Raw genomic sequence first — 23542 nt, forward strand, 5'->3', positions numbered from 1 at the left:
CGGGTGCCCGCACGGGGGTGTCAGGGTGTGCGGGCGACCCCCGCGTGCACGGGCACGACGTGCTCCGCCTGGGACGCGACGCAGAAGGGGGTGCCGCCGGCCTCGAAGGCGCCCGCCGCCTGCGCGACGGCCTCCGGACCGAGGTCGGGGGTGACCTGCGACAGGTCCCGCACGTCCGCGTGCACCCGCGGCTCCGGGGCCACGCCCTGCGCGATCCGGCGCGGAGCGGGCTCGGGGGAACGGTCCGTCCCCCGCCTTTCGAGGAGACGGCACCACGTGCCCGGATCCGACGCCGCACCGCAGATCGCCACCGGCCGTCCACCCCGCCCTGGACCACACCGCCCTGAGGCGCCCTGCGTGATCAGAAGTCCTCGCGGTACTCCCGCAGGATCTTCCGGGTGCGCTGGGCCGACGCGGCCCGCGCCGTCATGTGGTCGAGGACCTCCAGATGCGCGGAGACCTCCGTGCGCGAGTCGAGGTACAGGGCTCCGGTCAGGTACTCGGTGAAGACCATGTCGGGCAGTTCGGGCTCGCCGAAGCGGAACAGCGTGAAGGGCGCGTACGTCCCCGGGTGCGGGCCGTCCTTGAACTCCGCCAGCTGAAGGGTCACCCGGTCCCGCTCGGCGAACTCCAGCAGCTTGTCGAGCTGCGTGCGCATCACCTCGCCGCGGATGCTCACCGGGCGCCGCAGGACCGTTTCGTCCATGATCACCCACAGGTGCGGCGGATCCGGTCTCTCCAGCAGCCGCTGCCGGGTCATCCGCAGGGACACATGGCGCTCGATCGTGTCCGGCCCGGTCTGCCCTATGGTGCCCGCCTCCAGCACCGCGCGCGCGTAGTCCTCGGTCTGCAGCAGCCCGGGCACGAAGTGCGGCTCGTAGGAGCGGATCAGGGTCGCGGCGCCCTCCAGACTCACATACAGGCTGAACCAGTCCGGCAGCACGTCGTGGAACCGCTGCCACCAGCCCGGTTGGTTCGCCTCCTCGGCGAGAGCGACGAACGCGGCCGCCTCGTCGTCCGGAACGCCGTACGTCTCCAGCAGCACCTGTACGTACGGGATCTTCAGCGCGACCTCGGCCGTCTCCATGCGCCGGACGGTCGCGGGGGCCACCCGCAGGACGCGCGCCGCCTCCTCGCGCTTGAGCTGTGCCGCCTCGCGCAGCTCCTGCAGACGCTTGCCGAGCACAACCTGGCCCACGGTGGGCGCGGGACGCCGCTCACTCACGCCACGCCTCCCCATACGCGCCTCAGTATGCGCGAAGCAGTGTGTCATGTTCCGGTGACCTTCTCACGGGGTCTGCGGCGACTCGCTCGCCACGCGCACCGTCCGCGCGATCACCACTCTCCGGGCGCACCGCCATGGCCCCGGGGGGCGCCCGGTGCGGGCGAGTGCGGTGAGCTGGGTCGCGGCGCTCGGCCGCCTGCTCGGCGTCGAGCGGGACCAACCTCGCCTGGACCGCGCCGAGTCTTCTCGCTCTGGCCCTGTGGCTGTCGCCGACGACGGCCGGCGCGGTGTGGACCGTGCTCCAGGCACTGACCGTCGCCGGCTTCGCCGTCCTGCAGCACCTGGGACTGAGAGCCCGTCAGGACATCAGCGAGTGAAGGTACTTGACCGTCGCCGGGTCGGCCGGGAGCAGCGTCTCGATGGCCAGCTCGGCGACGGTCACGTCCATCGGGGTGTTGAACGTGGAGATCGACGAGATGAACGACAGCACCCGGCCCTCGTGCTCGATCCGCATCGGCAGCGCGAAGTAGGGGACGGGCTCGGCCGGTTCGCGGTCCGCGGCCGTCTCGGGCACCGGATACGCGGCGACCTCCTCGTACAGCGCGCGCAGCGGCCCGGAGCGGTGCAGCGCGATCTGCCGCTCCATCTGCGCGAGCAGATGGCCCCGCCACTCGCGCAGGTTGCGGATGCGCGGCGCCAGGCCCTCCGGGTGCAGGGTCAGCCGCATCACGTTCAGCGGCGGCTGCAGCAGGTGCTCCGGGACGCCCTCCATCAGCATCACCACGCCCCGGTTGGCCGCGACCACGTCGTACATCGCGTCGACGACCAGCGCGGGGTAGGGCTCGTAGCCCTGGATGAGGCGCTCCATGCCCTCGCGCAGGGCCTCCAGCTCCGGGGAGTCCAGCGGGGTCTCCGGATAGTGCGGGGCGTAACCGGCCGCCAGCAGCAGGGCGTTGCGCTCGCGCACGGGCACCTCCAGGTGCTCGGCGAGACGCAGGACCATCTCCTCGCTCGGCCGGGAGCGGCCCGTCTCGACGAAGCTGATGTGCCGGGCCGAGGAGTCGGCCCGCAGCGCCAGCTCCAGCTGGCTGACCCGCCGCCGCTCCCGCCACGCCCGCAGCAGCGGGCCTACGCCCTTTCCGGCGGGGGAGACTGCGGAGGAGGAGGGTCCGGTCGTGGCAGCGGTCATACGTACGACGGTAGTCGAGGACATGTGCCGCACGGAGCCCGGATACGCCGGCGGCCGGGCGGCGGGGCGGGCCCCGCGACGCCCGCCGGACGTGTCGGCCCGTCCGTCCCGGGCACCCGTCTGACCAGGGCCGTGGTCACTCGCGTATGGCAGGCTGAAGAAGAACCCGGCGTCGGGGAAGGAGCGAGGTCATGGCCGTCGAACCGCTGTCGCAGAAGGAGATCGAGGAACGGCTCGCGGAGCTGCCCGGCTGGTCCGTCGACGACGGCCGCCTCACGCGCAGCTACCGCCTCGGCTCGCACTTCGGGGCGACGGCGCTGGTCGTGCACATCGCGCAGGTGCAGGAGGAGCTGAACCACCACTCCGACCTCACCCTCGGATACGACACGGTCGTCCTGTCCGTGCACACGCACAGCGCGGGCGGCAGCCTCACCGGGAAGGACTTCGAGCTGGCGCAGAAGGTGGAGGCCCTCGCGCCCGCGCACGGAGCCCACTGACGCCGTGCTCGACTACGACAAGGAGGCCGGCGCCTACGACGCCAGCCGGGGCGGCGAGCCCCGCGCGGCGGCGGCCGCGGCCGCCGTCCTCGGCCTGGTTCCCTGCGACGCCGGCCGGCTCCTCGACCTCGCCTGCGGCACCGGCATCGTCACCCGCAGGCTCGCCTCGGCCCGTCCCGGCCTGCGGGTGACGGGCGCCGACCTGACGTACGGGATGGCCCGGATGGCGGCCGTACGGCTGCCCGGCGCCGTCGTGCTCGCCGACAGCCGCCGGCTGCCCTTCGCCGACCACGCCTTCGACGCCGTCACCAGCGTCTGGCTGCTGCACCTGCTCGACGACGCCCGGGCCGTGCGGCGCGTCGTCGCCGAGTGCGCCCGGGTGCTGCGGCCCGGCGGGGTGTACGTCACCACCGTCGACAAGGCCGCCGCGCACGACGTGGGCAGCGACATCGACGCCGTGCTCGCCGGGCGGCCGCGCCGGGCGGCCCGGGACGCCGCGCCCCTGGTCGAGGCGAGCGCGGCGGCGTGCGGGCTGCTCCCCGCCGGACGGGCCGGCTTCCGGGGCCACGGCCAGGGCCGCAGCCCCCGGCGCACCGCGGCGGACCTCGGGCGCGGCTGGTTCACCACGCTGCCGCCCGGCGATCCGCTCACCGAGCGCTTCGCCGCCGGGCTCGCCGCGCTCCCGGACCAGGACCGGCCGCGCGCCGACCCGGTCTTCGGCCTGCGGTCCTTCAGGAAGCCGGACGCGTGAAGTCCATCGTCCAGTTGGTCACCCAGTTCGCGCCGCCGTCGGTGGAGAACGCCTGCTCCCAGTGGGCGGCGGCGGGGGAGACGTCCGCCCGGACGAACCGCACCCGCACGTCCCTCCCGTCGTGCACGTCGTCGCCGTAGAACTCGCCGCGGTCGCCGTCGAAGCGGCCGGTCACCGGCGGGAACAGGGTGCCGGTGCGGCTGGAGGACCAGTTCAGCGACCACTGCTCGTGCTCCGCGTCGAACAGCCGCAGCGTCAGCCCCTTCGCGCCCAGGCGGGGCAGGTCGATCTCGTCGATGTTCGCGGCGCCGTCGAACAGCGGCGTGCACCGGCTCGTGGACGCGAACTCCAGCCAGCCGCTGTCCGGGTCGAGGAAGTCGGTGCGGCGGCGGTGGGCGACCCGCCACGCGCCGTGCAGGAAGTCGAAGTCGTGCGGGCCGCTCATCGGCGCTCCCCGGTGGTTCCCTCGGGCAGGGAGTCGGCCAGGTAGGCGTCCAGGTCCGGGACGTCGGGCACCAGCATGTGCCGTACCCAGGCGTCCCGTTCGTGCTGCAGCGGCGGCAGCTCGAAGACGCAGCCGATCCAGGGCAGTTCGGGCCGGACGAAGTGGGTGGGGTCGTGGTCGGGACAGCCGACGACCGGCTGGCCGGCGGCCGCGTTCGCGTAGTGCAGGACGTTGTCCCAGACCCAGCTGTAGGCGTTGACGTAGGCGCCGTCGTCGTCTCCCCGGTGCACGACGACGAAGGTCACCGGCGCGGTCCCGTCCGGTTCCGGCAGCAGTTCGGGAAGGATCGCGTACGCCGCCTTCTCGACGTCCGGCGCGATACCCGCCGGGTCGGCCGTGACGTGGTAGCGCTTGATGTGCCTGCCTGCCACCCGGATCGGGGGCGGCACGGTCAGGAGTTTCTCCGTGAAGGCCATGGGAGGACGCTAGGCGGACTTCACTGACATCCTGTGTCAGTGAAGTCCAGTCGACTCGTCTCGATCCTGCTCCTCCTCCAGACCCGGGGCCGGATGACCGCCGCCCAGCTCGCCGAGGAGCTGGAGGTCTCGGTGCGCACGGTCTACCGGGACGTGGAGGCGCTGGGCGCGGCCGGCGTGCCGCTGTACGGGGACGCGGGCCATGCCGGCGGCTACCGGCTGCTCGACGGGTACCGCACCCGCCTGACCGGCCTCACCGCCGACGAGGCCGAGGCCCTGTTCCTGGCCGGAGCCCCCGGTCCGGCCGCCGAACTGGGCCTCGGCGCGGTGCTGGCTGCCGCCCAGCTCAAGGTGCGCGCCGCGCTGCCGCCGGAGCTGCGCGCCCACGCGGACCGTGTCGGCGGCCGCTTCCACCTCGACGCACCCGGCTGGTACGCGGACGCCGAGGAGGCGCCGTTCCTGCCGGAGGTCGCCCACGCCGTGTGGCACAGCCGCGTGCTCGACGTCCGGTACCGCCGCTGGGCCGAGCCCACCGACGTCGAGCGCCGGCTGGAGCCGTACGGACTGGTGCTGAAGGCGGGCCGCTGGTACGTCGTCGCGGGCCCGGGACCGCGCACCTTCCGGGTCGACCAGATCCTCCGGCTCACCGCCACGGACGAGGAGTTCACGCGCCCGGACGGCTTCGACCTGGCCGCCTGGTGGACGGAGTACCAGCGCGGCTTCCCCGCGCGGCTGTACCGCGCGGAGGCGCTCGTCCGGCTCGCGCCGGGCGTGACGCTGCCGCGCGCGGCCGTCGTCCGGGCGCAGGAGGGCGGCTGGACGCTCGCCCGGGTCCAGGTCGAGTCCGTCGAGCGCGCCCACGGCGAGTTCCTGCGCATGGGCACGTCCGTCGAGGTCCTCGAACCGCCCGAACTGCGGGCCCGCCTGGCGGGCACGGTGGCCGAACTGGCCGAGCGGTACGGCGACTCGGCGCCGGCCGCCGCCCCGTGACACGCGGAGGCGGCCGCCCGCGGGCTGCGGACGGCCGCCTCACCAGGTGCTCAGAGCAGCCCGCCGAGCAGCCCGCCCAGGAGGCCGGTCACGGCCCCCAGGAGCCCGCCGACCAGGTCGGACGAGGAGGAGCCGTCGTTCGAGGAGGAGGACGACAGGCAGACCTCGTGGCCCAGGAGGGACACATGGGTCGGCCCGTCGCACACGGCGGGTGTGACGGTCGTGGTGGGCGCCGTGGCCGCGGTGGCCGTGGTGGGCGTGGTGGGCGTGGTGGGCGTGGAGGCCGCGGAGGCGGACGGTGCCATCAGGGTGAGAGTGAGTACGGGAGCGGCGAGGATCGCCGCGGCGCGGGCGCGGGTCGCCCTGCTGATGCGCTGCGACATGTCTGTCCTTTCGACAGCTATGAGAAAACTTCCTTGATCAGCCTCACGTGATCCTGTACGCTCCGCAACTTGGCTCTGACCCTCCGTGACCGTCCGCCCGGTCGGGTGAGCCCGGCCGCTCCAGGCGCTCGATCCGGTGGGGTGGGCGTGTCCTGCTGAGGGGTCCTGCTGAGGGCGCGAGTGCCGGGCGGCCCCGGTACAGGTGGGGCCGCCCGGCTGCGGGCCCCGACGTCAGGTGTCAGGACCGTGCACGCGGAGCGTCGACGGGGCTGTTCGAGAAGCTCCGCGTACGAGCCCAATGGCCCGGGCGATGTCCACCTGGGCCCAGAACCGGTGGTACGTGAACGAGGCGCCGCCCCGCCCGCCGGATACGTCGTTGGTGTAGCCGGCGACGGTGACGTGAAGTCCGCTGTTGGCACCGGGACTTGACGCGTTCCAGGTGTCGGGCTGGCAGTGCCCGGCGACCCGCTCCGTCGAGCCCCGGTCGTTCGTCCGGCAGCCGACGCTGCACCGGAGTGCGGCCGCGTGGGCGGGCGTCGTCCCGCCGCCGGGCAGGGTGAGCGGCAGCGCCAGGGCCGCCGCACGGCTCCGCGTCTCCTTCTGGGGTGCATGTGCTGGTTCCTCCTTGCGGCTCGGAGGAGTGGGGGGAGGAGCAACAAGCCTTGAACCAGTGGGAGCGCTCCCATAGTGCGGAAGGAGGTGGGAGCGGTCAAGGTGCTCGAAGAGTCGAAAACATTCGACGGGGTGAGTTGAGCGAAAGTCAGCGAACTTTCGTGACCCCCCTGTCCTTTGCCGTCACTTGGCGCTAGCTTCAAGGGCACCAGTGGGAGCGATTCCATCAGTCGGCGCGTCCGTCACGGCGCGCCTGAGCTGCAAGGAGTCGCTCATGCGACACCCCCCGCGTTCAGTACTCTTAGCCGTCGCCGGAGCGGTCGGACTTGTCGGGTCCATGACCATTCTGGCGGTCACGGCGCAGGGAGCCGCCCCCGCCTGCTCGGTGGAGTACTCCGTCACCGGGCAGTGGGACACCGGCTTCCAGGCTGCCGTGCAGATCACCGACAACACCGCGGCCCTGAGTGGTTGGAGCCTGAGCTTCGACTTCGCCGACGGCCAGAAGATCACCCAGGGCTGGAACGCCAAGTGGTCCCAGTCCGGCACGACGGTGACCGCGACGAACGAGAGCTGGAACGGCTCGCCGGCGGCCGGTGAGAGTGTCGGCGCCGGGTTCCTCGCCTCCTGGCCCGGGACGGGGAGCAACACGCCCCCGGCGTCGTTCAAGCTCAACGGGACGGCGTGCAACGTGGAATCGGAGCCGACGCCGCCGCCCACCGATCCGCCCGCGGACACCACGGCACCCGCACTGCACGTCGAAGGCGGCAGGCTCGTGGACGCCGGCGGCGCCACACGCCGGCTGCTCGGCGTCAACCGCTCCGGCGGCGAGTTCATGTGCGTCCAGGGCCGGGGCATCTTCGACGGGCCGGTCGACGACGCCGCGATCCAGGCGATCGCCGACTGGAAGGCGAACGTGGTCCGCATTCCGCTCAACGAGGAGTGCTGGCTGGGCCTTTCCCCCGTCCCGTCGCAGTACGGCGGCGCGAACTACATCGGTGCCGTGAAGGGTCTGGTGACCCGGGTCGAGGCGCACGGCATGACGCCGATCGTCGAACTGCACTGGACCTACGGGCTGTACACCGGCAACTCGGCGGGCTGCTCGGACGTGCACGCCACCTGCCAGAAGCCGATGCCGGACGCGCAGTACACGCCGTCCTTCTGGTCGTCGGTGGCGAACACCTTCAAGGCCGACCAGGCGGTCGTGTTCGACCTGTTCAACGAGCCCTACCCGGACCGGGCGACCTCCGGCACCGCCGACGCCTGGAGGTGCTGGAGGGACGGCGGCAGCTGCCCCGGCATCGGCTACCGGGTGGCCGGAATGCAGGACCTCGTCGACGCGGTGCGCGGTACCGGCGCGCAGAACGTCGTCATGGCCGGCGGTCTCGCGTACGCGAACGACCTGAGCCAGTGGCTGACGTACCGGCCCGTTGACCCGACGGGCAATCTCGCCGCCGCCTACCACGTCTACAACTTCAACACCTGCTCCGACGAGAGCTGCTGGAACTCCACGCTCGCCCCCGTCGCGGCCCAAGTGCCGCTGGTCGCGGGGGAGATCGGCGAGAACACCTGCGCGCACTCGTTTGTCGACCGGGTCATGAGGTGGTTCGACGACCGGGGGCTCTCCTACCTCGGCTGGACCTGGAACACCTGGGACTGCTCCTCCGGTCCCTCGCTCATCTCCGGTTACGACGGGACTCCCACGTCGTACGGCATCGGGCTGCGCGACCACCTGCGCGCCCTGAACGGATGATCCTCCCCGATCCTCTACAGGACAGGAAACCCGCACTCATGAGTCGTACCAGAACAGCGTTGCTCGCCGCCCTGGCGCTGATCGCCGCGTCCGCCGGGACGGCGGTGGCCGTCGCCCCCGTGGACGCCGCGCCCGCCGCCGTGCCCTGCACGGTGGACTACACGGTGCAGAACCAGTGGGACACCGGCTTCACCGCCGCCGTGACGGTCACCAACAACGGTGCCGCCAAGAGCAGTTGGGCGGTGAAGTGGTCGTACGCCGGAAACCAGAGGGTCACCAGCGGCTGGAACGCGAAGATCACCCAGAGCGGCACCGCCGTCACCGCGGCCAACGAGACCTACAACGCCACGCTGGGAGCGGGCGGTTCGGTGAGCTTCGGCTTCAACGGCTCCTACAGCGGCACCAACGCGGTGCCGACCGCCTTCACGCTCGACGGGGTCACCTGCAACGCCGACGACGGAAGCGGCGGCGGAGACGGTGGAGACGGCGGGGGCGGCACCACGGATCCCGGTGGCCGTGTCGACAACCCCTACGACGGCGCCACGGTGTACGTGAACCCCGAGTGGTCCGCGAAGGCCGCCGCCGAGCCGGGCGGCAGCCGTGTCTCCGGCCAGCCCACCGGCGTCTGGCTCGACCGCATCGCCGCGATCAACGGGGTGAACGGCGGCATGGGCCTGCGCGACCACCTCGACGCGGCGCTGCAGCAGCAGGGCGGCGGCGAGGAGGTCGTCCAGCTGGTGATCTACGACCTGCCCGGACGTGACTGCGCGGCCCTCGCCTCCAACGGCGAGCTCGGCCCGACGGAGATCGACACGTACAAGACGCAGTTCATCGACCCGATCGCGGCGATCCTCGGCGACAGCAAGTACAGCTCGCTGCGGATCGTCACCACCATCGAGATCGACTCGCTGCCCAACCTGGTCACCAACACCGGCAGCCGGGCGACGGCGACCCCGCAGTGCGACACCATGCTCGCCAACGGCAACTACGTGAAGGGCGTCGGCTACGCGCTGGCCACGCTCGGCGCGATCCCCAACGTCTACAACTACATCGACGCCGGTCACCACGGCTGGCTCGGCTGGGACGACAACTTCGCCCCCTCGGCCACCCTGTTCCACCAGGCGGCCACCAGCGAGGGCGCGACCGTCGACGACGTGCAGGGCTTCATCACCAACACGGCCAACTACAGCGCCCTGAAGGAGGACAACTTCACCGTCGACGACACGGTCGGCGGCACGTCGGTGCGCCAGTCCACATGGGTCGACTGGAACCGGTACGTCGACGAGCTGTCGTACGCGCAGGCCTTCCGCAACCAGCTGGTCTCGGCCGGCTTCAACTCCGGCATCGGCATGCTGATCGACACCTCCAGGAACGGCTGGGGCGGCAGTGCCCGGCCCACCGGACCGGGCGCCACGACCAGCGTGGACACCTATGTCGACGGCGGCCGCTACGACCGCCGGATCCACATCGGCAACTGGTGCAACCAGTCCGGAGCCGGCCTCGGCGAGCGTCCGCAGGCCGCCCCGGCCGCCGGGATCGACGCCTACGTGTGGATGAAGCCGCCGGGTGAGTCCGACGGTTCCAGCACCGCCATCGCCAACGACGAGGGCAAGGGCTTCGACCGGATGTGCGACCCGACGTACACGGGCAACGCCCGCAACGGCAACAACATGTCGGGCGCGCTGCCGAACGCCCCGCTGTCCGGGCACTGGTTCTCGGCGCAGTTCCAGCAGCTGATGCAGAACGCATACCCGCCGTTGTAGGACGCGGGTCGCGCCGAGACGGCGACCGCCGGCCGTTTCGTGGCCGGTCGCGCTGTTCCCCGCGCCTCTGAGGTACGCCGGGGTCACCCCTCGTGGGTCAGACCCCGGCGTATCGCGAACTCCACCGCCGAACAGTCGCCGTCCGCGCGGCTGAGATCGTGCGGGACCGCCGGCATGAGGGGCGGCTGGGCCATGAGGCGGGGGCGGGTGCCGTGGTGCGGCTGGGCGGCGTGGACCAGGAAGGGATGGCAGAGGTAGACGTCGCCGGGGCGGCCGGTGGCGTGCGCGAGGGGCCGGGCCGCGGAGGCGGCCGCGACCTTCGGGCCGAGTTCGAGGAAGGAGGCGCCGTCCTCGCCGTACGGTTCGAGCACCTTGGGCACGTCGAGGTGCGAGCCGACCCGGATACGGGTGGGGGCGTCGGCCTCGGTGACCTCGCTGAACAGGAACAGCAGGAGCAGGGCGCGCTCCCGCGAGCGGAGGTTGGTGTGCCAGAGCGTGGCGCCCTCCGGGAGATAGCTGCCCTCGATGTGCCAGCCCGCGTCGTCGGGCTCCTCCGCGTGCGGGAACCGGAGCGGGAAACTGCCCAGCGAGTAGCGCGGCTCCCAGCGGCGCTCGCCCACCAGCAGGTCGAACGCCTCGTGCAGGACGGGGGAGTTGGCGGCTGCGGCGAACGGGCCCTGGGCCATGCCGGCCACCCACACCACGGGGTCCTTCCAGGTGCCGGGGTCGTCCGGGTCGTACCCGGTCTCCCGCCACAGCAGCCGGGCGCAGCTCTCCGCGACACGCGGCGGGAAGGCTCCCTCGATCTTCACGAAGCCGTCCGCGAGGAAGTCCTCCACCAGCGTTTCGTCCATCGGGTCATCGTGGGTGACCCCCGCGGCGTCGCGCATCTCATTTTTCGGCGCCACTTTTTGCGGCGACGGCAACAGTGCTTGCCGTTGCGCGGTGCGGCGACGCACCCTGGCCGGACCTGGACGAGAGGCTGACCACCATGGCGCACGGACATCACGGCGGACACCACGGCGAACCCCGCGAGGGAGGAAGCCACGGGCCCCACGGGGGGCACCACCACGACCACACCGACATCGACTGGGCCGAGATGGCGCCGCTGCTGGAGTCGCAGGCGGAGCTGTTCGCGCCCCTGTACGAGCGGGCGATGGCCTGGCTCACCGACAAGCAGACCGAGCCGGGGCTGATCGTCGACGCGGGCAGCGGTCCGGGTGTCGTCGCGTGTCTGCTCGCCGAGGCATTCCCGGGGGCGCGGGTCGTCGCGGTCGACGGCTCCGAGCCGCTCCTCCAGCGGGCCCGCGCCCGTGCCGAGCGGCTCGGTGTGGGGGACCGCTTCGACACGATCGCCGGTGAACTCCCCGGAGTGCTCGAAGAGTTGGACTATCCGGCGGATCTGCTCTGGGCCAGCCGCAGCCTGCACCACCTCGGCGACCAGCGGGCCGCGCTGGCCGCCTTCGCCGACCGGCTCGCACCGGGCGGCACGCTGGCGATCCTGGAGGGCGGACTGCCCGCGCGCTTCCTGCCGCGGGACATCGGCATCGGCCGCCCCGGCCTGCAGGCACGTCTCGACGTGCTGGAGGAGGAGTGGTTCGCCGAGATGCGCGCGAGCCTGCCCGGCTCGGTCGCCGAGGCCGAGGACTGGGACGCCCTGATGTCCTCCGCGGGCCTCAGGCCGACCGGCACCCGCACCTTCATGCTCGACCTGCCCGCCCCGGCCAGGGACCGGGCCCGCGCCTACGTCGCCGCCTCCCTCGCCCGCCTGCGCGACGGCTTCGGCGACCACCTCGACGCGACCGACCGCGCCACCCTCGACCGCCTCCTCGACCCCGACGACAAGGCGAGCGTCCACCACCGCCCGGACGTGTTCGTGCTGGCGGCGCACACGGTGCATACGGCGGTTCACGCGATGTGAGGCGGCGGGGAGGACGCGGTGGTCCCCGCGGAGCGGCACCTGGGCGCTTGACTTCGAGAATGCTCCAACTGATCTACTCCCCCTGTCGGACCGGGGCTGCCGGACCGAGACACGTCGGACGAGACACAGGGGGTCGTCATGTCCACCAGCGCGGACAGCAACCGTCACGCGGAATCTCCCGTCACGCTGATCACCGGCGGTGCCACCGGCATCGGCGCCGCCGTCGCGCGGCAGCTGCTCGACGCCGGCGGCCGGGTGACCGTCACCGGCCGGCGGGAGGAGCGGCTGCGCGCCTTCGCCGGTGAACTCGGCAACCCCGAGGGCCTGTTGACGGTCGCCGGAAACGCGGCCGAGTACGCGGACGTGCAGTCCGCGGTGGATGCCACGCTCAAGGCGTACGGGCGGCTGGACACCGTCGTCGCCAACGCCGGGTTCGCCACCCACGACTCGGTGGCGGACGGCGACCCGGCGGGCTGGACCGAGATGGTGCTGACCAACGTCCTCGGCCCGGCGCTGCTGATCAGGGCCGCGGTCGAGGCACTCAAGGAGACCCGGGGCCGGATCGTGCTGGTGGGCAGCGTCGCCGGGTTCGTGAACACGCCCGGCAACATCTACGGGGCGACCAAGTGGGCGGTGACCGGCCTCGCCGAGAACACCCGCCGTCAGGTGACGGAGTTCGGCATCGGGGTCACGCTGATCGCGCCCGGCCGCGTGGAGACGCCGTTCTGGGACGGCAGCCTGCCGCCCGGTCATCTGCTGACCGCCGCCCAGATCGCGGACTCCGTCGTCTGGGCGCTGCGCCGGCCGGCCGGAGTGGACGTCAACACCGTCGTCGTACGGCCGGTCGGGCAGCCCAACTGACCTCCGTGCGAAGGCCCGCCGGGCTGCCCCGCGCCCTGCCCGGACGCCCTAGTTGTTCCGGAGGAACTGCCGGGCCAGCTTGTCGCCCAGCGTGACGGCCGCGCTGTGGCTCTCGATGGGGGAGACCCGTGAGTTCTTGAACAGGATGTAGGTCACCCCGGAGTCGGTGCCGCCGTTCTCGGGGTCGGGATCGATGCCGAGCGCCTGGGCGGTGGCGTAGGAGGCCTCGCCGATGATCTTCGTGGGGCCGGTGTCGCCGACGACGGCGTACTCGACCTTGTTGTGGTAGATCACGGCGACCACGCCGCCGCCCTTGATGCCGGCGCCGGAGTAGTTCCAGATGCCGCTGGAGCTGGGCACGACGACGTACGGCAGTGAATCCGCCCGCAGCGGGCTGCCGTCGGACTGGTGGAAGGCCGTGTCGTCCTGGTACCAGGGGTCGGTGTCCTCGTTGCACTTCGACGTGCGCCGGCCGTCGCAGTCGATGTCCATGTCGGCCTTCCAGAACACGGCGCCGTTCTTGCCGCAGACGGGAATCGTGGCCGACGTCTCGTCGTCGGTCCGGTACTTGCCGTGGGAGATCTGGGAGCAGGACGTCACCTTGGCGAGCAGGTCGGCCGCGCTGACCGAGCCCTCCTGGGTGGACGCCGGTCCCGGGGAGCCGGAGGCGTTCGCGGGGAGCACGCCGGCGGCGAGCAGGGCGGCCCCGGAGGCCGCGGCGAGGGTCAGTGTTCGGATGCGCACTGTGGGGGACCCTTCTGTTAGGAAAGTTTCCTTACCGGGTTGCCGTACAAGGTGGACCCGGGAGCATGCTCGCGTCAAGTCCGTGAACGCGGCCGTGTGCGGCGGCCGTTGGGGTCGGAAGGGTGAACCGGCAGCTCGCTGCGGGCAATCACCTGTCGCGGAGAACTGCCGTTGCAGTGCCCGGTCGGCGGGAGAAGACTGGCGATGTCGCACCATCCGGATACCGCCCGACTCTGGGAGGCGAGGCGACATGTTCGTTCGGACCGTGTACTCGACCGGCGACCCCTCGAAGATCGACGCGGCCGTCAGGGCGCTGAACGCGCAGGGGCGGGACCTGCTGGAGGACCGTCCCGGCTACCGGGGCTCGGGCATCTTCGTGGACCGGACCCTCGGCAAGCTGCTCGCGGTCAGCTGGTGGACGACCGAGGACGCCCGGCGCAACAGCGACGAGGTCATGCGGGAGCGGCGGGGACCGATGCTGGAGCCGTTCGCCGCGACGACGCTCGTGGAGAACTACGAGGCGGTGGTCTTCCACCGGATCCGCCCGCCCGGGGCGCACGGCGGACTGCGGCTGACCCGGCTGGAGTTCGACCCCATGGACACCGACCTGCTCGCCGAGACCTTCCGCGCCTCGGTGGTCCCCGGGCTGGAGGCGCTGGCCGGGCTGGCCCGCACGTCCCTGCTCGTCGACCGGGAACGCGGGCGCGGCATGGTCGGTGCCCTGTTCGCCGACCTCGCCTCCCTCGCCGGGTCCCGTGGCGCCCAGGCGGCGGTCCGGCACGAGGGCGCGGCCAAGGCGCATGTGGCCGTGACCGCGCTGGAGGAGTTCGAGACCGTCTTCACGGACGTACGGGGCGAGTGACGCGGCAAGCCGGTGCCCCGAACACGTCCGCCCCGCTCCGCCGGGATCGCGGGGCGGGGCGGACGCGCGTCCGGGGCCGGAGTCAGCCGGCGTTGAACGTGGCCGGGTCCGGGCCCAGGCGGCGGTCCTCGTTGAGCGCGCTGATGGCCGCCAGGTCCTCGGTGTCCAGGCTGAAGTCGAAGACCTCGATGTTCTCCTTGATCCGCGACGGCGTCACGGACTTGGGGATCACGATGTTGCCGAGCTGGAGGTGCCAGCGCAGCACGACCTGGGCCGGGGTGCGGCCGTGCTTCTGGGCGATGGCGACGATCGCCGGGACCCCCAGCAGGCCCTTGCCCGAGCCGAGCGGCGACCAGGCCTCGGTCGCGATGCCCTGCTCGGCGTGGAACTCCCGGGCGGCGTGCTGCTGGAGGTGCGGGTGCAGCTCGATCTGGTCGACCGCCGGGACGACCGAGGTCGCGTCGATCAGCCGGCGCAGGTGCTCCGGCTCGAAGTTGGAGACGCCGATCGCGCGGACGCGGCCGTCGGCGTGCAGCTTCTCGAACGCCTTGTAGGTGTCGACGTACCGGTCCCGGGCCGGGGCCGGCCAGTGGATCAGATACAGGTCGACGTACTCCAGGCCGAGCTTGCGCAGCGACGTGTCGAAGGCGCGCAGGGTCGAGTCGTAGCCCTGGTCGCCGTTCCAGAGCTTGGTGGTGACGAAGATGTCCTCGCGGGGGACGCCGGAGGCCGCGATCGCCCGGCCGGTGCCCTCCTCGTTGCCGTAGATCGCCGCTGTGTCGATGCTGCGGTACCCGGCCTGCAACGCGGTGGCGACAGCCTGCTCCGCCTCGTCGTCCGGCACCTGCCAGACGCCGAAGCCCAGCTGGGGCATCTCGACGCCGTTGTTGAGGATGATCGGGGGGACCTTGCTGCTCACGAGCTCTCGATCCTTACGGTTGTCGTCAGGTGTCACTCCCCATCGTCAACGATCACCGGCCGTGATGCATTCCTGACGGGGGAATTCACCGGAACCGGCCCGCGGGTCGGTGCAGGGTGCCCGGAGGTGACTCGGGCGACGGCGCGTCAGGCCTGGTAGAGGGCCTCGACCTCGTTGCCGTAGGCGTTCTCGATGGCCTTCCGCTTCAGCTTCAGGGACGGGGTCAGCAGACCGTGTTCCTCGGTGAACGGCTGGGCCAGTATCCGGAACGTGCGGATCGACTCGGCCTGGGAGACGAGGGTGTTGGCGGCGACCACCGCGCGCCGCACCTCCGTCTCCAGGTCGGCGTCGCGCACCAGCTGGGCGGGGGCCATCTGCGGCTTGCCGCGCATCTGCAGCCAGTGCTCCACGGCCTCCTGGTCGAGCGTGACCAGGGCGGCGATGTAGGGGCGGTCGTTGCCGACGACGATGCACTGGTTGACCAGCGGATGGTCGCGGACCCGCTCCTCCAGCACACCGGGCGAGACGCTCTTGCCGCCGGAGGTCACGAGGATCTCCTTCTTGCGGCCGGTGATGGTGAGGTAGCCGTCCTCGTCCAGGGAGCCCAGGTCGCCGGTGCCGAGCCAGCCGTCGTGCAGGGTCTGGTCGGTGGCCTTCTGGTTGTTGAGGTACCCCGCGAAGACGTTCGGGCCGTTCAGCCAGATCTCGCCGTCGTCCGCGATGTGCACGGTGACGCCGGGGATGGGCTGGCCGACGGTGCCGTAGCGGGTGCGCTCGGGCGGGTTGGCGGTCGCGGCCGCCGTCGACTCGGTGAGGCCGTAGCCCTCGTAGATCTGCACGCCCGCGCCCGCGAAGAACAGGCCGAGCCTGCGGTCCATCCCGGAGCCGCCCGACATGGCGTTGCGGATCCGGCCGCCCATCGCGGCGCGCACCTTGGAGTAGACGAGCTTGTCGAAGAGCTGGTGCTGCACGCGCAGACCCGCCGAGGGCCCGGGCCCGATGCCCCATGCCTTCGCCTCGATGGCGTCCGCGTACTTCACGGCGATGTCCACGGCCTTCTCGAAGGGCCCGGACTTGCCCTCCTTCTCGGCCTTGCGGCGGGAGGCGTTGAAGACCTTCTCGAAGATGTACGGCACCGCGAGGATGAACGTCGGCCGGAAGGCCTGCAGGTCGGGCAGCAGGGCGGACGCGTTCAGCTGCGGCTGGTGGCCGAGTCGCACCCCGCCGCGGACGGTGGCGACCTCCACCATGCGCCCGAAGACGTGCGCGAGCGGCAGGAAGAGCAGGGTCGAGGCCTCGTCGCCGCGCTTGGTGTGGAACACCGGCTCCCAGCGCTCGATGACGGTGTCCGACTCGTACATGAAGCTGCCGTGGGTGATCACACAGCCCTTGGGGCGGCCCGTCGTGCCCGAGGTGTAGATGATCGTCGCCACCGACTCCGGGGTGATCGCCTGCCGGTGCCGGTGCACCAGGTCGTCGTCGAGGTGGGCGCCGGCGTCGTAGAGCTCCTGCACGCAGTCGTTGTCGAGCTGCCACAGCTGGCGCAGCTGCGGCAGCCGGTCGATGACGGTGGCGATCGTCATCGCGTGGTCCTCGTGCTCCACGATCGCGGCCGTGCACTCGGCGTCGTAGAGCATCCAGAAGCACTGCTCGGCCGAGGACGTGGGGTAGATCGGCACCACCTGGGCGCCGATCGACCACAGCGCGAAGTCGAACAGGGTCCACTCGTAGCGGGTGCGGGACATGAGCGCGACGCGGTCGCCGAACCGGATGCCCCGGGCGAGCAGCCCCTTGGCCAGGGCCAGCACCTCGTCCCGGAACTCGGCGGCGGTCACGTCGCGCCAGTGCCCGCCGTCGTCCTTGCGGCCGAGCGCGATGTGCAGCGGATCCTTCTGGGCACGCTCGAACACCACGTCGGCCAGACCGCCCACTGTCGGTGCCAGCGTCAACGCAGGGCTGGTGAACTCGCGCAAACCCACTCCCCGCTCCCTCAGCGCTGTATCGAGTACTAGGCAAGCGCCGTGAAAGCTACCCCACCCCGAGACAGGGTGGGAGGGGGGTCAAAAGGGAACGGCGCTCAGCCGCGGCCTGGTCAGCGGCAGGAAAATGCGCTCACATCCGGAAGGGTCGGGCAGAAAACTGACGGTTGAGTAAGTTTCGGTTCCGTAATCTCCACCGAATCTGTACGACTGGACTACCGCCCTTGACCGCTGGTCAACGCCCCTCACCGGCGCGGCGGGGCCGTCTCCTGAGTCAGCGTGGAAGGGGCGGATTTCGTCACTGCGGTCCGGTCTGCGCGGGGCGTGCGGACCAGCGTCACGACCAGCGCCCCGGCGACGGCCGCGGTGAGTCCGGCCACCACCGCGGCGGTGTTCAGACCCGACGCGAACGCGGCCCGCAGCGTGTGCTCGGGGAAGGAACCGCGCAGCGCGCCCGCCGCCCCGCCCGCCAGCGCGTGGGCCGCGTCGTGCGGCAGCGTGTCGTTCATCCGCGAGGTCACCACCGTGCCGTAGACGGCGATGCCGAGCGCGTAGCCGAGCTGCCGGAACGTGTTCACGGCGCCACCCGCCATGCCGGACCGCTCCGGCGGCACGGCGGCCAGTGCGGCGCCCGCGATGCCGGGCGAGACGAGTCCCGTGCCGACGCCCACCAGGATCAGCCCCGGCACCAGCGCGGACGCCGTCGAACCCGCGTCCAGTCCGGTCATGCAGAACTGGCCCGTGCCGATCAGCAGCAGCCCGCCGCCGACGGTGATCCGCGCCGGCACCCCGTGCAGCAGCCGGCCGCCGGCCGCCGCCACCGCGAAGGACGACAGCGACAGCCACAGGAAGACCAGCCCGCCGCGCACCGGGCTCATCCCGAGCAGCGTCTGGAGCCAGATCGAGTCGTACGCCATGAGGCTGAACGCCGCCGCGTTGAAGGCGAGCGCGCCCACCATGACGCCCGAGAAGGCGGGCTTGAGGAACAGCCGGGGGTCCAGCAGCGGGTCGCCGCCGCGCCGCTCGACCGCGAGGAAGCACACCAGCGCCACGACCGCGGCCGCGAACGTGAGCAGCGTGCCCGTCTCGCCCCAGCCCCGCTGCCCGGCCCGCACCGCCCCGTACGTCAGCGCGCCCGCGAACGCGGCGAAGGTCACCGTGCCCGCCCAGTCCACGCGCCGTTCACGCGAGCCGTGCGACTCCGGCACGGCCCGCAGCGTCAGCCACACCGCGGCCACGCTCACCGGCAGATTGACGTAGAAGATCCAACGCCAGCCCGGACCGTCGGTCAGCAGCCCGCCGACCACCGGGCCCACCGCCGCCGCGGCGCCGCTGACCGCGCCCCACACACCGAGCGCCACGGACCGCTGCCTGCCCTGGTAGACGGAGCCGAGCAGCGGCAGCGTCGTGGCGAACATCGCCGCCGCGCCGAGCCCCTGCACCGCGCGCGAGGCGACCAGCATCCCCGGCCCGCTCGCGAGGCCGCACAGCAGCGAGGCACCGGCGAACACCACCACGCCCACCACGTGCACCCGCCGCCGTCCCAGGATGTCGGCGGCGGCGCCTGTGCCGAGCAGCAGGGCGGCCAGCGCCAGCGCGTACCCGTCCATCACCCACTGCAGATCGCTCAGCGACGCCTGCAGCGACCTGGCCATGTCCGGCAGCGCGACCACCGCGATCGTCACGTCCAGCAACAACATGAACGTGCCCAGGCACACGGCCGTGAGCGTCCCCCATGTACGCATGTCCTCAGCCCCTCGTCGATCTCCGCCGGTGCGTGCCGCCCCGGCGGCGTGGATCTCCGTACGATGGGCGTCGAGCGGCCGATCGCGGTGGTAAGGGGCCGCCTGGTGACGGAATCCGACGGGAGTGACCGTGCTGGAGATGGAATCCGACGTGTTCGACCGGCTCGACCTGCAGTTGCTGAACGCGCTGGAGGTCAACGGCCGGGCCTCCTTCAGCCGGATCGCCGCGGTGCTCGGCGTCTCCGACCAGACCGTCGCGCGCCGCTACCGGCGGCTGTGCGCGCGGGGCGGCCTCAGGGTCGTCGCGGTACGGGACGCCGACGCCCTCGGGCAGGACCAGTGGACGCTGCGGCTGCGCTGCGTCCCGGACAGCGCCCGGACCATCGCGGAGGCGCTCGCCAGGCGGCCCGACACCAACTGGGTCGGGCTCGCCTCCGGCGGCACCGAGATCGTCCTCGGCACCCGGCCGCGCAGCCCGGGCGACCGCGACGACCTGCTGCTCGGCAAACTGCCCCGCACCCCGCAGGTCCTGGAGATCCGCGCCCACCAGCTGCTGCACCGCTTCTACGGCGGCCCGAGCGGCTGGCTGCACAAGTTCGCGGCGATCACCCCGGACCAGGTCGCGGCCCTCACCCCGGACCCCGTACCGGATCCGGGTCCCGCCCGGATCGACCCGGAGGACGAGCCCCTGCTCGCCGTCCTGGAGCGCGACGGCCGCGCCACCCATCCCGAACTCCAGCGCGCCACCGGCCGCTCCGAGTCCGCCGTCAAGCGCCGCCTCGGCACGCTGCTCGCCTCGGGCGCCGTCTACCTGGACGTCGAGTACCACTCGGAGGCCATCGGCCACCCGGTGGCCGCGGCGCTCTGGCTCACCACGACCCCCGCGGCGCTGCACTCCGTGGGAGAGGCGCTCGCCCGGCACGACCAGATCGCCCACGCGGCCGCCACCGCGGGTCCCACCAACCTGACCGCGACGGCCGTGCTGCGCAACACGGCGGAGCTGTACGCCTACCTCAGCGGGCCGCTGGGCCGGCTGGAGGGCGTCCAGCACGTGGAGGCCACGCCGTTCCTGCGGCGGGTGAAGCAGCTGACGTACCGGCCCCGGCCGCGGTGAGCGCCGGTGCCCCGGGGGGCGCTACCCAGGCCGCCTCCGCTGCAACCTGTCGCCGCCCGCCAGGATCGTCGCCGCCAGGGCGTCCGCCGCCTCCTGGGCCGCGCCGTGGCGGCGGCCGTGGACCAGGACGAAGTCGACGCGGCCGAGTTCGGGCAGGCCCAGGCGGTCGGGGAGGCGGACCAGGCCCGGGGGGATCAGGCCGCGGGAGTGGGCCATGACGCCGAGGCCCGCGCGGGCCGCCGCGATCAGGGCGCTCAGACTGCCGCTGGTGCAGGCGATGCGCCAGGGCCGGCCCTCCCGCTCCAGCGACTCCAGGGCCACGGCCCGCGTGATGCCGGGCGGCGGGAAGACGATCAGCGGCACCGGGCGGTCCGCCTCCAGGCGCAGCCGCTCCGCGCCGATCCACACCAGCTCGTCGTGCCAGACCAGATCGCCGCGCCGGTCCTCGGGCCGCCGCTTGGCCAGCACCAGGTCCAGCTTCCCGGCCGCCAGCCGCTCGTGCAGCGTGCCCGACAGCTCGACCGTCAGCTCCAGGTCCACCTCGGGATGGTCGTGGCGGAAGCCCTCCAGGATCTCCGGCAGCCGGGTCAGCACGAAGTCCTCCGAGGCGCCGAAGCGCAGCCGGCCGCGCAGCCGGGTCCCCGTGAAGAACGCCGCCGCCTGCTCCTGCACCTCGAGGATGCGCCGGGCGAACCCGAGCATCGCCTCGCCGTCCTCGGTCAGCTCCACGGAGTGGGTGTCCCGGGAGAACAGCTGCCGCCCGGTCGCGTCCTCGAGCCGGCGCACGTGCTGGCTGACCGTCGACTGGCGCAGCCCGAGCCGCCGGGCGGCCTGGGTGAAACTCAGCGTCTGCGCGACCGCCAGGAAGGTACGCAGGTGAGAGGGGTCGTACATGAGGACAAGGCTAGTCGCTCATCATGGATCGCAATGACAGTCAGAGCGGTATGACGGATTCCCGATCAGCCGCCGGAGGAGGACGATGAAGAGGGGCCCTCCGGCCCCGGGACCGAAGACGAAGACCAGCAAGTGGAGCACCGTGAAACGCCTGCAATGGCCGAGTTGGATGCCGATCGACCCGTACATCCTGCTGCTGCTCGGGACGGTGGGGCTCGCGGCCCTGCTCCCCGCGCGCGGGACGGGGGCCGAGGTCGCCTCGGGCGCCTCCACGGCCGCGATCGCCTTCCTGTTCTTCCTCTACGGTGCGCGGCTGTCCACCCGCGAGGCGCTGGACGGGCTCAAGCACTGGCGGCTGCACGCCACGGTCCTCGCCTGCACCTTCGTCCTCTTCCCGCTGCTGGGCCTGGCCGCCCGCGGCCTCGTCCCGGTCGTGCTGAACCAGCCCCTCTACCAGGGCCTGCTCTTCCTCACGCTCGTGCCGTCGACCATCCAGTCCTCGATCGCCTTCACCTCGATCGCCCGCGGCAACGTGCCCGCCGCGATCTGCGCGGGCTCCTTCTCCTCCCTCGTCGGCATCGTCGTCACGCCGCTCCTCGCCGCCGCCGTGCTCGGCAACAGCGCCGGCGGGTTCTCCGCCGACTCGCTCGTGCAGATCGTGCTGCAGCTGCTGGTGCCGTTCGTCGCGGGGCAGTTGCTGCGCCCCTGGATCGGCGGCTTCATCACCCGGCACAAGAAGGTCCTCGGCCTGGTCGACCGCGGTTCCATCCTGCTCGTCGTCTACACCGCCTTCAGCGAGGGCATGGTCAAGGGCATCTGGCACCAGGTCAGCCCCGTGCGGCTCGGCGGCCTGCTGGTCGTGGAGGCCGTGCTGCTCGCCGTGATGCTGGCCCTGACCTGGTACGGCGCGAAGGCGCTGCGCTTCGGCCGCGAGGACCGCATCGCCATCCAGTTCGCCGGCTCCAAGAAGTCCCTGGCCTCCGGACTGCCCATGGCGAGCGTCCTGTTCGGCGCCCACGCCTCCCTGGCGGTACTGCCGCTGATGCTCTTCCACCAGATGCAGCTGATGGTGTGCGCGGTCATCGCCAAACGCCGTGCGCACGACGAGGACGGCGCGGACGGCGAGCCCGCGCCCCTCACTCCCCGCGCGTCAGCCGGACCGTCACGAACCGCGGTCGGTACAGGGCCACGTTCGCGTTGATGCCCGCCGAGGCGCCGTCCGCGGCCAGCGCGTTGACGTCGTAGCTCAGCACCAGCCGTCCGCCGCCCGCGCCGGAGGCGCCGTTCGACACGGCGGGGTGCGCCTGCGGGTTGTACGCGGCGACCCCCGCCGCCGGCAGCGAGGGGCTGAAGTCCCCCGCCGGGCCGTGCCACGGCCCGGCGGGCGAGCAGGACCAGTACGAGGTCACGGTCGTCAGGGCCGCCGTCCCCGAGGCCATGGTGAACAGCATGTACGTGCCGTCCACCGGCACCACCGAGAAGGCGCTGCCCACCTCGGCGCCGCGCAGGGGCCGCGGCCGCGGGCCCCATCCGGAGCCGCTGCGGTAGCGCCAGGCGGACGGTTCGCCGAGCCGGCCCTCCGGCACCCGCGCCACGTACGCCGACGAGGCCGGCCGGGACGCGGCCCGGCCGTCGTCGGCGCCGAACACGTACGTCCAGCCGTCCTTCTCGACCAGCGTGGTGCCGAACAGCACCCGCCGGGAGGGATCGGGGACGAGGCTCTGGTCGAGCACCTTCACGATCGACTCGACCCGCAGGCCGGGCAGGGACAGGGTGGCGACCTCGGTGGCGGTGGGCACCCCGTAGATCCACGGCGACTCCCCGGCCGTCCGCACCCACAACAGCACCCGGACGACCTTCTCGTCGGAGCCGGGGGAGCGGGGCTCGACCCGGGCGGCGACGGGCCAGCGCCACCGGCCCGGGGCGGGGTCCGGGAAGAGCGGGGCGGGGAGCGTGGTCCGCAGCCGGTCCGCGCCGTCCATCACCACGGCCGAGTTGCGCACCAGCGGCGCCGTCCCATCCCGCCAGGCGTACGACTGGCCCACGGGGTTGGGCGGGCCGTGCACCCGGCCGAGATAGGTGTCCGAGAACAGCCACAGCACCCGGCCGTCCGGCAGCCGCACCGAGTGGGTGCCGTCGCCGCCGGTCCAGTCGTCGGTGCGGGTGGTGTCGTCGCCGTAGCGGGCGAACTCACCGGTGAGACGGCGGTCGGCCGACCACGAGGCGACCTTGTGCGGTGCGCAGCCGCCGCCCTCCCGGCCCCGGTGGTCCGGGAGGGCGGTGAGCAGCACGGCCCCGAGAACCAGGGCCAGCAGCAGGCCGAGTCCGGTTCCCGTCCGCTGTCGTGCTCGTACGTCCTCGGGCACGCACGGGACGTTAGTGGCTGCCGCTCACACGTTCCATGGGCAGCCACGGCACGGTG

At 72.4% G+C, this 23542-nt stretch carries 23 protein-coding genes; 10 read left to right on the forward strand and 13 right to left on the reverse strand.

The features are described from left to right. Positions 1–20 precede the first annotated feature (20 nt). From ACIRPX_RS14325 to ACIRPX_RS14335, 3 genes are all read right to left on the reverse strand, one after another. Positions 21–203: a hypothetical protein gene (locus ACIRPX_RS14325; RefSeq protein WP_404193196.1), complete on the reverse strand. Its 183-nt coding sequence runs from the start codon at positions 201–203 to the stop codon at positions 21–23. Positions 204–361: 158 nt separating this feature from the next. Next, positions 362–1225 (reverse strand): helix-turn-helix domain-containing protein, encoded by an 864-nt coding sequence (locus tag ACIRPX_RS14330; protein ID WP_404193198.1) that lies wholly within the window; start codon positions 1223–1225, stop codon positions 362–364. A gap of 358 nt (positions 1226–1583) precedes the next feature. Continuing rightward, positions 1584–2414: a helix-turn-helix domain-containing protein gene (locus ACIRPX_RS14335; RefSeq protein ID WP_404193201.1), complete on the reverse strand. Its 831-nt coding sequence runs from the start codon at positions 2412–2414 to the stop codon at positions 1584–1586. 191 nt (positions 2415–2605) lie between these two features. On the opposite strand from ACIRPX_RS14335, the gene ACIRPX_RS14340 reads away from it, so the two are divergent. Further along, complete coding sequence (locus ACIRPX_RS14340) at positions 2606–2911, forward strand: 4a-hydroxytetrahydrobiopterin dehydratase (RefSeq protein WP_404193204.1); 306 nt, start codon at positions 2606–2608, stop codon at positions 2909–2911. Between the two features lie 4 nt (positions 2912–2915). Beyond that, positions 2916–3662, forward strand: coding sequence for a class I SAM-dependent methyltransferase (locus ACIRPX_RS14345; protein ID WP_404193207.1), 747 nt, complete (start codon positions 2916–2918; stop codon positions 3660–3662). On the opposite strand, the gene ACIRPX_RS14350 is transcribed toward ACIRPX_RS14345, so the two are convergent. Together ACIRPX_RS14350 and ACIRPX_RS14355 are read right to left on the reverse strand one after the other, a co-directional pair. Next, the gene (locus ACIRPX_RS14350; protein ID WP_404193210.1) at positions 3643–4107 is read right to left on the reverse strand and encodes a hypothetical protein; all 465 of its coding nucleotides are present in this window, start codon (positions 4105–4107) and stop codon (positions 3643–3645) included. The two genes, ACIRPX_RS14345 and ACIRPX_RS14350, sit on opposite strands and share 20 nt — an antisense overlap. Then, entirely contained in the window at positions 4104–4583 is a 480-nt protein-coding gene (locus ACIRPX_RS14355; protein ID WP_404193213.1) for a hypothetical protein, read from the reverse strand. Before ACIRPX_RS14355 ends, ACIRPX_RS14350 begins: the two co-directional genes overlap by 4 nt. A 39-nt stretch (positions 4584–4622) precedes the next feature. Between ACIRPX_RS14355 and ACIRPX_RS14360 the strand changes: the two genes are divergently transcribed. After that, on the forward strand, positions 4623–5573 hold the full coding sequence (locus ACIRPX_RS14360) for a helix-turn-helix transcriptional regulator (protein WP_404193216.1): 951 nt from the start codon (positions 4623–4625) through the stop codon (positions 5571–5573). Positions 5574–5623: 50 nt separating this feature from the next. Here the strand turns inward: ACIRPX_RS14360 and ACIRPX_RS14365 are convergent, their stop codons facing one another. After that, positions 5624–5956: a hypothetical protein gene (locus ACIRPX_RS14365; RefSeq protein ID WP_404193219.1), complete on the reverse strand. Its 333-nt coding sequence runs from the start codon at positions 5954–5956 to the stop codon at positions 5624–5626. Positions 5957–6842: 886 nt separating this feature from the next. Here ACIRPX_RS14365 and ACIRPX_RS14370 point away from each other — a divergent pair. Both ACIRPX_RS14370 and ACIRPX_RS14375 read left to right on the forward strand, forming a co-directional pair. Further along, positions 6843–8318 (forward strand): cellulose binding domain-containing protein, encoded by a 1476-nt coding sequence (locus tag ACIRPX_RS14370; RefSeq protein ID WP_404193222.1) that lies wholly within the window; start codon positions 6843–6845, stop codon positions 8316–8318. A 38-nt stretch (positions 8319–8356) separates the two neighbouring features. After that, the gene (locus ACIRPX_RS14375; RefSeq protein ID WP_404193225.1) at positions 8357–10081 is read left to right on the forward strand and encodes a glycoside hydrolase family 6 protein; all 1725 of its coding nucleotides are present in this window, start codon (positions 8357–8359) and stop codon (positions 10079–10081) included. An 83-nt stretch (positions 10082–10164) separates the two neighbouring features. Here ACIRPX_RS14375 and ACIRPX_RS14380 read toward each other — a convergent pair whose 3' ends face one another. After that, positions 10165–10935, reverse strand: a complete 771-nt coding sequence (locus ACIRPX_RS14380; protein WP_404193228.1) for a phytanoyl-CoA dioxygenase family protein — start codon at positions 10933–10935, stop codon at positions 10165–10167. A 137-nt stretch (positions 10936–11072) separates the two neighbouring features. Here ACIRPX_RS14380 and ACIRPX_RS14385 point away from each other — a divergent pair, with 137 nt between their 5' ends. Further along, entirely contained in the window at positions 11073–12002 is a 930-nt protein-coding gene (locus tag ACIRPX_RS14385; protein ID WP_404193231.1) for a class I SAM-dependent methyltransferase, read from the forward strand. A 138-nt stretch (positions 12003–12140) separates the two neighbouring features. Beyond that, complete coding sequence (locus ACIRPX_RS14390) at positions 12141–12863, forward strand: SDR family oxidoreductase (RefSeq protein ID WP_404193233.1); 723 nt, start codon at positions 12141–12143, stop codon at positions 12861–12863. Positions 12864–12911: 48 nt separating this feature from the next. On the opposite strand, the gene ACIRPX_RS14395 is transcribed toward ACIRPX_RS14390, so the two are convergent. Continuing rightward, positions 12912–13607, reverse strand: a complete 696-nt coding sequence (locus tag ACIRPX_RS14395; RefSeq protein WP_404193236.1) for a glycoside hydrolase family 75 protein — start codon at positions 13605–13607, stop codon at positions 12912–12914. Positions 13608–13857: 250 nt separating this feature from the next. Between ACIRPX_RS14395 and ACIRPX_RS14400 the strand changes: the two genes are divergently transcribed. Further along, complete coding sequence (locus tag ACIRPX_RS14400) at positions 13858–14469, forward strand: hypothetical protein (protein WP_404193239.1); 612 nt, start codon at positions 13858–13860, stop codon at positions 14467–14469. A gap of 82 nt (positions 14470–14551) precedes the next feature. Here ACIRPX_RS14400 and ACIRPX_RS14405 read toward each other — a convergent pair whose 3' ends face one another. From ACIRPX_RS14405 to ACIRPX_RS14415, 3 genes are all read right to left on the reverse strand, one after another. Beyond that, positions 14552–15388 (reverse strand): aldo/keto reductase, encoded by an 837-nt coding sequence (locus ACIRPX_RS14405; protein ID WP_404193242.1) that lies wholly within the window; start codon positions 15386–15388, stop codon positions 14552–14554. Between the two features lie 146 nt (positions 15389–15534). Further along, positions 15535–17361, reverse strand: coding sequence for an AMP-dependent synthetase/ligase (locus ACIRPX_RS14410; protein WP_404193618.1), 1827 nt, complete (start codon positions 17359–17361; stop codon positions 15535–15537). A 251-nt stretch (positions 17362–17612) separates the two neighbouring features. Next, positions 17613–19112 (reverse strand): MFS transporter, encoded by a 1500-nt coding sequence (locus ACIRPX_RS14415; RefSeq protein WP_404193244.1) that lies wholly within the window; start codon positions 19110–19112, stop codon positions 17613–17615. Positions 19113–19251: 139 nt separating this feature from the next. Between ACIRPX_RS14415 and ACIRPX_RS14420 the strand changes: the two genes are divergently transcribed. Next, on the forward strand, positions 19252–20226 hold the full coding sequence (locus ACIRPX_RS14420) for an Lrp/AsnC family transcriptional regulator (protein WP_404193247.1): 975 nt from the start codon (positions 19252–19254) through the stop codon (positions 20224–20226). Positions 20227–20247: 21 nt separating this feature from the next. Here ACIRPX_RS14420 and ACIRPX_RS14425 read toward each other — a convergent pair whose 3' ends face one another. After that, complete coding sequence (locus ACIRPX_RS14425) at positions 20248–21120, reverse strand: LysR substrate-binding domain-containing protein (protein ID WP_404193249.1); 873 nt, start codon at positions 21118–21120, stop codon at positions 20248–20250. A 142-nt stretch (positions 21121–21262) separates the two neighbouring features. Between ACIRPX_RS14425 and ACIRPX_RS14430 the strand changes: the two genes are divergently transcribed. After that, positions 21263–22321: a bile acid:sodium symporter family protein gene (locus ACIRPX_RS14430; RefSeq protein ID WP_404193252.1), complete on the forward strand. Its 1059-nt coding sequence runs from the start codon at positions 21263–21265 to the stop codon at positions 22319–22321. On the opposite strand, the gene ACIRPX_RS14435 is transcribed toward ACIRPX_RS14430, so the two are convergent. Next, positions 22257–23486 carry a hypothetical protein gene (locus tag ACIRPX_RS14435; protein WP_404193255.1) on the reverse strand — a complete coding sequence of 410 codons (1230 nt, stop codon included), beginning with the start codon at positions 23484–23486 and terminating at the stop codon, positions 22257–22259. The two genes, ACIRPX_RS14430 and ACIRPX_RS14435, sit on opposite strands and share 65 nt — an antisense overlap. Between the last annotated feature and the right edge of the window lie 56 nt (positions 23487–23542).

This window comes from Streptomyces sp. NPDC101225 (assembly GCF_044767585.1).
In the GTDB taxonomy this organism is placed as follows: Bacteria; Actinomycetota; Actinomycetes; order Streptomycetales; family Streptomycetaceae; genus Streptomyces.